Here is a 7,928-nt window from a genome sequence, read left to right as displayed (position 1 = left end):
CCCTGGAACCCAGGGAGCGGGCCGGGCCTCTGCCCTGTCTCGCGCTACGCCGAAGCGGGCGGGTACAGCGCCCGCGGCAGCAGCGAGGCCGCCGCGGCGTCCAGCAGCCACAGCGTGCGGACACGGCCGTACGCCCCGGCCGCCGGGGCCTGGATCTCCCCGGCGCCGGACAACGCGATCTCCGCCGCCTCCGCCTTGTCCTCACCCGCGGCCAGCAGCCACACCTCGCGCGCCGCGCGGATGGCGGGCAGCGTGAGCGTGACGCGGGTGGGGGGCGGCTTGGGGGCACCGTGCACACCGACGACTGTGCGCTCGGTCTCCCGCACCGCCGGCAGCTCCGGGAAGAGCGACGCCACGTGCGTGTCCGGACCGACGCCGAGCATCAGCACGTCGAACGTCGGTACGGGCCCGTGGTCCTCCGGTCCCGCAGCGGCCGCCAGCTCGGCGGCGTACCCTGCGGCGGCCGCGTCGGCGTCGCCGCCGTAAGGCCCGTCGGAGGCCGGCATCGCGTGGACCCGGGAGGGGTCCAGTTCCACCTTGTCCAGCAGGGCCTCGCGGGCCTGCGTGACGTTGCGCTCCGGGTGGCCCTCGGGCAGGAAGCGCTCGTCCCCCCACCACAGGTCGAGCCGCGACCAGTCGATCGCGTCCCGCGCGGGCGAGTCGGCGAGAGCGGCCAGCAGGCCGTTGCCGTTACGCCCGCCGGTGAGGACCACCGAGGCGTGACCGCGGGCGGCCTGGGAGTCCACGATCTTCGTGATCAGCCTGGCCGCCGCGGCTTGTGCCATCAGCTCCTTGTCGCGGTGCACGACGAGCTGCGGTGCGCTCACTTCGACGCCGCCTTCTTGGCCGCCGCCTTCTTCGCGGCAGGCGCGGCGGAACCGGTCGGCGCGGCCTGCTTGCTGCCGGACCCGACGGACGAGGCCTCCGCGGGACCGCCGAGGCGCTCCACCCCGAACTTGACCGTGGACTCGTACACGTTGTCCGGGTCCAGGCGCCGCAGTTCCTCCGCGAGGAGCTCCGCCGTCTCCCGCCGCTTCAGGGCCACGGCGCGGTCGGGCTGTCCCACCATGCAGAGCGTGGCGAGCGAGCCGTCGGCCCGGTCCAGGACGATGGCGCCGCTCTTGGTCTCCATCCGGACGGCCGTCAAACCAGGGCCCCCGGACAGGGTGCGCTCCACAGGGACGCCGAGCCTGTCCGCGAGCCACATGGCCAGCAGTTCGCAGCTGGGGTTGTCCGACTCTCCCTCGACCGTGGCCGAGAGGATCTCGGCGGGCAGCTGGTCGAGTGCCGCTGCCAGCATGGAACGCCAGGGCGTGATGCGGGTCCAGGCCAGGTCGGTGTCACCCGGCCGGTACGTCGCCGCACGCACCGACAGCTCGTCGAGCGGGTGCTCGGCCGAGTAGGTGTCGGTGATCCGGCGCTGCGCGAGAGCGCCCAGCGGGTCCTTGGCCGGGTCCGCCGGAGCGTCCTCGGGCCACCACACGACGACCGGCGCGTCCGGCAGCAGCAGCGGCAGGACCACCGACTGCGCGTGGTTCGCCAGCTCGCCGTGCAGACGCAGGACGACGGTCTCGCCGGAGCCCGAGTCGGAACCGACCCGGACCTCCGCGTCGAGGCGCGCGTCGCGCCGGGAACGCGGAGAACGGCTGACCCGCTTGATCACCACGATGATCCGCGAAGGGTGCTCGCGAGCGGAGTCCGTCGCCGACTTGAGCGCGTCGTAGGCGTTCTCCTCGTCGGTGACGATGACCAGGGTGAGCACCATGCCGACCGCCGGGCTGCCGATGGAACGGCGGGCCGACACCAGGGCCTGGTTGATCTTGCTGGACGTGGTTTCCGTGAGATCGATCTTCATGGCCGGCGCCAGCTCCGTCCGTCGCGTGCGAGCATCTCGTCCGCCTCTGCCGGGCCCCACGTGCCGGCCGGGTACTGGGCGGGCTTGCCGTGCTTGTCCCAGTACTCCTCGATCGGGTCGAGGATGTTCCAGGAGAGCTCCACCTCCTGGTGACGCGGGAAGAGGTTGGCGTCACCGAGCAGGACATCGAGGATGAGCCGCTCGTACGCCTCCGGGCTGGACTCCGTGAAGGACTCGCCGTAGGCGAAGTCCATGGTGACGTCCCGGACCTCCATGGAGGTCCCCGGCACCTTGGAGCCGAAGCGCACGGTGACACCCTCGTCCGGCTGCACCCGGATGACCAGGGCGTTTCCGCCCAGCTCCTCCGTCGCGCCGGACTCGAAGGGCAGATAGGGCGCCCGCTTGAAGACGACCGCGATCTCGGTGACCCGGCGGCCGAGCCGCTTTCCGGTACGGAGGTAGAACGGCACGTCCGCCCAGCGGCGGTTGTTGATCGTCAGCTTGATCGCGGCGAAGGTGTCGGTCTTCGACTTGGGGTCGATACCGTCCTCCTCCAGATAGCCGAGCACTTCCTCGCCGCCCTGCCACGCGTGCGCGTACTGACCGCGCACCGTGTGCTTGCCCAGGTCGTCGGGCAGTTCCACCGCCGTGAGCACCTTGAGCTTCTCGGCGACCAGGGCCTTGGGGTGGAAGGAGCCGGGCTCCTCCATCGCCGTCAGCGCCAGCAGCTGGAGCAGGTGGTTCTGGATGACGTCACGGGCTGCGCCGATGCCGTCGTAGTAGCCGGCCCGGCCGCCGATCCCGATGTCCTCCGCCATCGTGATCTGGACGTGGTCGACGTAGGACCTGTTCCAGATCGGCTCCCACATCGTGTTGGCGAAGCGGAGCGCCAGGATGTTCTGGACCGTCTCCTTGCCGAGGTAGTGGTCGATGCGGAAGACCTCGTTCGGCGGGAACACGTCGTGCACCAGCTGGTTGAGGTCCTGGGCGCTCGCCAGGTCGTGCCCGAACGGCTTCTCGATGACGGCCCGCCGCCAGGAGCCTTCCTTCTGGTCGGCCAGCCCGTGCTTCTTGAGCTGCTGGACGACCTTGGGGAAGAACTTCGGCGGTACGGACAGGTAGAAGGCGAAGTTGCCGCCCGTGCCCTGAGCCTTGTCGAGTTCCTCGATCGTGGACTTCAGCGTCTCGAAGGCGACGTCGTCGTCGAACGTGCCCTGCACGAACCGCATGCCCTGGCTGAGCTGCTGCCAGACCTCCTCGCGGAACGGGGTGCGGGAATGCTCCCTGACCGCGTCGTGCACGACCTGCGCGAAGTCCTCGTCCTCCCAGTCGCGCCGGGCGAAGCCGATGAGCGAGAAGCCCGGTGGCAACAGGCCGCGATTGGCCAGGTCGTAGACAGCGGGCATCAGCTTTTTACGGGACAAATCGCCCGTGACGCCGAAAATCACCAGACCCGACGGCCCCGCGATACGCGGGAGCCGTCGGTCCTGGGCGTCACGGAGCGGGTTGGCTCCGGGAACACCAGACAAGGTGGTCAGCCCTTCGAAGGAGCGAGGCGCTGGAGTTCCGCCTCGGTCGACTTGAGCAGGTCGTTCCAGGCCGCCTCGAACTTGTCGACGCCCTCGTCCTCGAGCAGCTGTACGACCTCGTCGTAGCTGACTCCGAGACTCTTGATGGCGTCGAGATCGGCGCGTGCCTGGTCGTAGCGGCCGGCGACGGTGTTGCCACTGATCTCGCCATGGTCGGCGACCGCGTCAAGCGTGGCCTCCGGCATGGTGTTGACCGTGTTCGGGGCGACGAGGTCGTCGACGTACAGGGTGTCCTTGAGGGACGGGTCCTTCACACCGGTGGAGGCCCACAGCGGACGCTGCTTGTTGGCGTGCGCCTTGTCGAGGGGGGCCCAGCGGTCGCTGCCGAAGACCTCCTCGTACGCCTCGTAGGCCAGACGGGCGTTGGCCAGGGCGGACTTGCCCTTCGCGGCCTTCGCCTCGTCGCTGCCCACGGCGTCCAGCCGCTTGTCGATCTCGGTGTCCACACGGGACACGAAGAAGGACGCCACCGAGTGGATCTTGGAGAGGTCCAGGCCCGCGGCCTTCGCCTTCTCCAGGCCCGCCAGGTAGGCGTCCATAACCTCGCGGTAGCGCTCCAGCGAGAAGATCAGGGTCACGTTGACGCTGATGCCCCGCCCGATGGTCTCCGTGATCGCCGGCAGGCCGGCCTTGGTCGCCGGGATCTTGATGAGCGTGTTCGGCCGGTCGACCAGCCAGGCCAGCTGCTTGGCCTCGGCGACCGTGGCCAGGGTGTTGTGCGCCAGGCGCGGGTCGACCTCGATCGAGACCCGGCCGTCCTGGCCGTCGGTCGCGTCGAAGACGGGGCGCAGGATGTCCGCCGCGTCGCGCACGTCCGCCGTGGTGATCATGCGGATCGCTTCCTCGACCGTCACCTTGCGGGCGGCGAGGTCGGTGAGCTGCTGCTCGTAACCGTCACCCGAGGAGATGGCCTTCTGGAAGATCGACGGGTTGGTCGTGACACCCACGACGTGGCTCTGGTCGATCAGCTCGGCCAGGTTGCCGGAAGTGATCCGCTTGCGGGACAGGTCGTCCAGCCAGATCGCCACGCCCTCGTCGGAGAGGCGCTTGAGTGCGTCTGTCATGAGAAATACATCTCCTACTTGTCGTATGTCCGCATCAGCGCGCGGCGGCGGCGAGAGATTCCCGGGCGGCCTCGGCAACATGCGCCGCGGTGAAGCCGAACTCGCGGAACAGGACCTTGGCGTCGGCCGACGCGCCGAAGTGCTCCAGCGAGACGATCCGGCCCGCGTCGCCCACGTACCGGTACCAGGTGAGGCCGATGCCCGCCTCGACGGCGACCCTGGCCTTCACGGACGGCGGCAGCACGCTGTCCTTGTACGCCTGGTCCTGCTCCTCGAACCACTCGACACACGGCATCGAGACCACACGGGTCGGGACACCGGCGGCCTGGAGCTCGTCACGGGCCTCGACGGCCAGCTGGACCTCGGAGCCCGTGGCGATCAGAACGGCCTGCGGCTCGCCGCCTTCGGCGTCGAAGAGCACGTAGCCGCCCTTGGCCGCGTCCTCGTTCGCCGGGTAGGTCGGCACGCCCTGGCGGGTCAGCGCCAGACCGTGCGGGGCGCCCTTGCCGAACTCCTTGGTCCAGCGGCGCAGGATCTCGCGCCAGGCGATGGCGGTCTCGTTGGCGTCGCCCGGGCGCACGACGTTCAGGCCCGGGATGGCGCGCAGCGAAGCCAGGTGCTCGACCGGCTGGTGCGTCGGACCGTCCTCGCCGAGACCGATGGAGTCGTGCGTCCACACGTACGTCACCGGCAGGTGCATCAGCGCGGACAGACGCACGGCGTTGCGCATGTAGTCGGAGAACACCAGGAAGGTGCCGCCGTAGATCCGGGTGTTGCCGTGCAGCGCGATGCCGTTCATGGCCGCGGCCATGGAGTGCTCGCGGATACCGAAGTGGATCGTGCGGCCGTACGGGTCCGCCTCCGGCAGGGGGTTGCCTGCCGGGAGGAAGGAGGACGTCTTGTCGATCGTGGTGTTGTTCGAGCCGGCCAGGTCGGCCGAGCCGCCCCACAGCTCGGGGATGACGCCACCGAGCGCCTGCAGCACCTTTCCGGAGGCGGCACGCGTGGCGACCGCGTGTCCGGCCTCGAAGACCGGGAGCTCGTCCTCCCAGCCGGCGGGCAGCTCGCCCGAGGCGATGCGGTCGAAGTCGGCGGCGCGCTCCGGGGAGGCGGTGCGCCAGGCCGCGAAGGACTTGTCCCACTCGGCCCGCGCCTCGCGGCCGCGGTCCAGCGCCTCACGGGTGTGCGCGATGACCTCGTCGGAGACCTCGAACGTCTTCTCCGGGTCGAATCCGAGCACGCGCTTGGTGGCCGCGATCTCGTCGTCGCCGAGCGCCGAGCCGTGCGCGGCCTCGGTGTTCTGGGCGTTCGGGGCGGGCCAGGCGATGATCGAGCGGGCCGCGATGAAGGAGGGGCGCTCCGTCTCGGCCTTGGCGGCCTGCAGCGCGCGGTACAGACCCTCGGGGTCGAGGTCGCCGCTGGGGAGCTGGTCCACGCGCTGGACGTGCCAGCCGTAGGCCTCGTAGCGCTTCAGGGTGTCCTCGGAGACAGCGGTCTCCGTGTCGCCCTCGATCGAGATGTGGTTGTCGTCCCACAGCAGCACCAGGTTGCCGAGCTTCTGGTGGCCGGCGAGCGAGGACGCCTCGGCCGAGATTCCCTCCTGGAGGCAGCCGTCACCGGCGACGACCCAGACCATGTGGTCGAACGGGGAGGTGCCGGGGGCGGCCTGCGGGTCGAAGAGGCCGCGCTCGTAGCGCGAGGCCATCGCCATGCCCACGGCGTTGGCGACACCCTGGCCCAGCGGGCCGGTCGTCGTCTCGACACCCGTGGTGTGGCCGTACTCCGGGTGGCCGGGGGTCTTGGAACCCCAGGTGCGGAAGGCCTTGAGGTCGTCCAGTTCGAGGCCGTAGCCCGCCAGGTACAGCTGGATGTACAGCGTCAGGCTGGAGTGGCCCGCCGACAGCACGAAGCGGTCGCGGCCGGTCCAGTCGGCGTCCGCCGGGTCGTGGCGCATCACCTTCTGGAAGAGGGTGTACGCGGCTGGAGCGAGGCTCATCGCCGTGCCCGGGTGGCCGTTTCCGACTTTCTGTACGGCGTCCGCGGCGAGGACACGCGCGGTGTCCACGGCCCGCTGGTCCAATTCGGTCCACTGAAGGTCTGTGGTGGTCGGCTTGGTGCTCACCCTGAGTCAGGGCTCCTCTCCACTGTTCGTAAACCGGCTGCTTGTTACCGCACCGGGCATTGTCGAGCCTACCCCTGACGCAAGGGCGTCCTTCTGCCCTTTCCGCGGTGCGGCCGACCTGCGGAGTTCGCCTCCCGTATGAGCGCCGTCGTTCACTTCTGCGCCACCCCAACACGACCGCACCCCCGCGAAGAGCGGCGTATGTCCAACGTCTACAGTGGACTGGTTCGCGCAAGTCTTTACCGGGCCCACAGCCCGGAGCTTGCTGGGATTTCTCTGTCAGGGGTGTGCGTGACGGCCGTCGAGTCCCGACCCGCAGGGGTCGCCTTGACTCCGAGCCCAGTGGGCCATCGCCCGTTCGGGGCCCGTGTCAAGGCATTTGTGGCTCTTACCAAGCCGCGCATCATCGAGCTGCTGCTGATCACCACCGTTCCGGTGATGTTCCTCGCCGCTCAGGGCGTGCCTGATCTTTGGCTCGTAGTGACCACCACCGTCGGCGGATATCTCTCCGCGGGCGGTGCCAATGCACTCAACATGTATATCGACCGCGACATCGACGCGCTGATGGACCGTACGTCGCAGCGTCCGCTGGTCACAGGCATGGTGAGTCCCCGCGAGTGCCTGGCCTTCGGAATCGCTCTCGGGGTGATTTCCACGGTCTGGTTCGGACTGCTCGTCAACTGGCTCTCCGCGGCCCTCGCGCTGGGCGCACTCCTGTTCTATGTGGTCGTCTACACGATGCTGCTGAAGCGCCGTACCGCGCAGAACATCGTCTGGGGCGGAATCGCCGGCTGCATGCCGGTACTCATCGGCTGGTCAGCCGTGACCAATTCGCTGTCGTGGGCCGCTGTCATTCTCTTCGCGGTCATCTTCTTCTGGACGCCGCCGCACTACTGGCCGCTGTCGATGAAGGTCAAGGACGACTACGCCCGGGTCGGTGTCCCGATGCTTCCGGTCATCGCGTCCAACCGAGTGGTGGCCCGCCAGATCGTCATCTACAGCTGGGTGATGGTCGCGGTCTCGCTGCTGCTCACCCCGCTGGGCTACACGGGCTGGTTCTACACGCTGGTGGCCGTACTGACCGGTGGCTTCTGGCTCTGGGAGGCGCACGGCCTGCAGAACCGGGCCAAGTCCGGGGTGACGGGCGCCAAGCTCAAGGAGATGCGGCTCTTCCACTGGTCCATCACCTACGTCTCGCTCCTCTTCGTCGCCGTGGCCGTGGACCCCTTCCTGCGGTAACACCCGCACAGCACTCCGCCGACGGGCGGGGGACGTGGCCGAAGCCACGTCCCCCGCCC

At 69.3% G+C, this 7,928-nt stretch carries 6 protein-coding genes; 1 reads left to right on the top strand and 5 read right to left on the bottom strand.

The window, feature by feature from the left end:
* Positions 1-44: 44 nt before the first annotated feature.
* From pgl to tkt, 5 genes are read right to left on the bottom strand one after another with little or no spacing between them, the layout of a single operon-like run.
* The gene (pgl, locus tag ACFU5K_RS30490; RefSeq protein WP_384067559.1) at positions 45-827 is read right to left on the bottom strand and encodes a 6-phosphogluconolactonase; all 783 of its coding nucleotides are present in this window, start codon (positions 825-827) and stop codon (positions 45-47) included.
* Complete coding sequence (gene opcA / locus ACFU5K_RS30485) at positions 824-1,855, bottom strand: glucose-6-phosphate dehydrogenase assembly protein OpcA (RefSeq protein WP_384067556.1); 1,032 nt, start codon at positions 1,853-1,855, stop codon at positions 824-826. The genes pgl and opcA overlap by 4 nt, the downstream gene beginning before the upstream one ends.
* Positions 1,852-3,384 (bottom strand): glucose-6-phosphate dehydrogenase, encoded by a 1,533-nt coding sequence (zwf, locus tag ACFU5K_RS30480; protein ID WP_384067553.1) that lies wholly within the window; start codon positions 3,382-3,384, stop codon positions 1,852-1,854. Before zwf ends, opcA begins: the two co-directional genes overlap by 4 nt.
* A gap of 5 nt (positions 3,385-3,389) precedes the next feature.
* Positions 3,390-4,508, bottom strand: a complete 1,119-nt coding sequence (tal, locus tag ACFU5K_RS30475; RefSeq protein ID WP_384067550.1) for a transaldolase — start codon at positions 4,506-4,508, stop codon at positions 3,390-3,392.
* 34 nt (positions 4,509-4,542) lie between these two features.
* Entirely contained in the window at positions 4,543-6,630 is a 2,088-nt protein-coding gene (gene tkt, locus ACFU5K_RS30470) for a transketolase (RefSeq protein WP_384067547.1), read from the bottom strand.
* Between the two features lie 285 nt (positions 6,631-6,915).
* Between tkt and ACFU5K_RS30465 the strand changes: the two genes are divergently transcribed.
* Positions 6,916-7,869: a heme o synthase gene (locus ACFU5K_RS30465; protein ID WP_384067544.1), complete on the top strand. Its 954-nt coding sequence runs from the start codon at positions 6,916-6,918 to the stop codon at positions 7,867-7,869.
* Positions 7,870-7,928: the final 59 nt, after the last annotated feature.

Source organism: Streptomyces sp. NPDC057428 (assembly GCF_042803195.1).
In the GTDB taxonomy this organism is placed as follows: domain Bacteria; phylum Actinomycetota; class Actinomycetes; order Streptomycetales; family Streptomycetaceae; genus Streptomyces.
The sequence above is the reverse complement of the archived record's forward strand: the minus strand, read 5'-3'. Positions and strand labels throughout refer to the sequence as shown.

Coding starts and splice junctions, on each gene's coding strand:
- tal (WP_384067550.1), bottom strand. CDS start 4,508: ATGACAGACGCACTCAAGCGCCTCTCCGACGAGGGCGTGGCGATCTGG.
- opcA (WP_384067556.1), bottom strand. CDS start 1,855: ATGAAGATCGATCTCACGGAAACCACGTCCAGCAAGATCAACCAGGCC.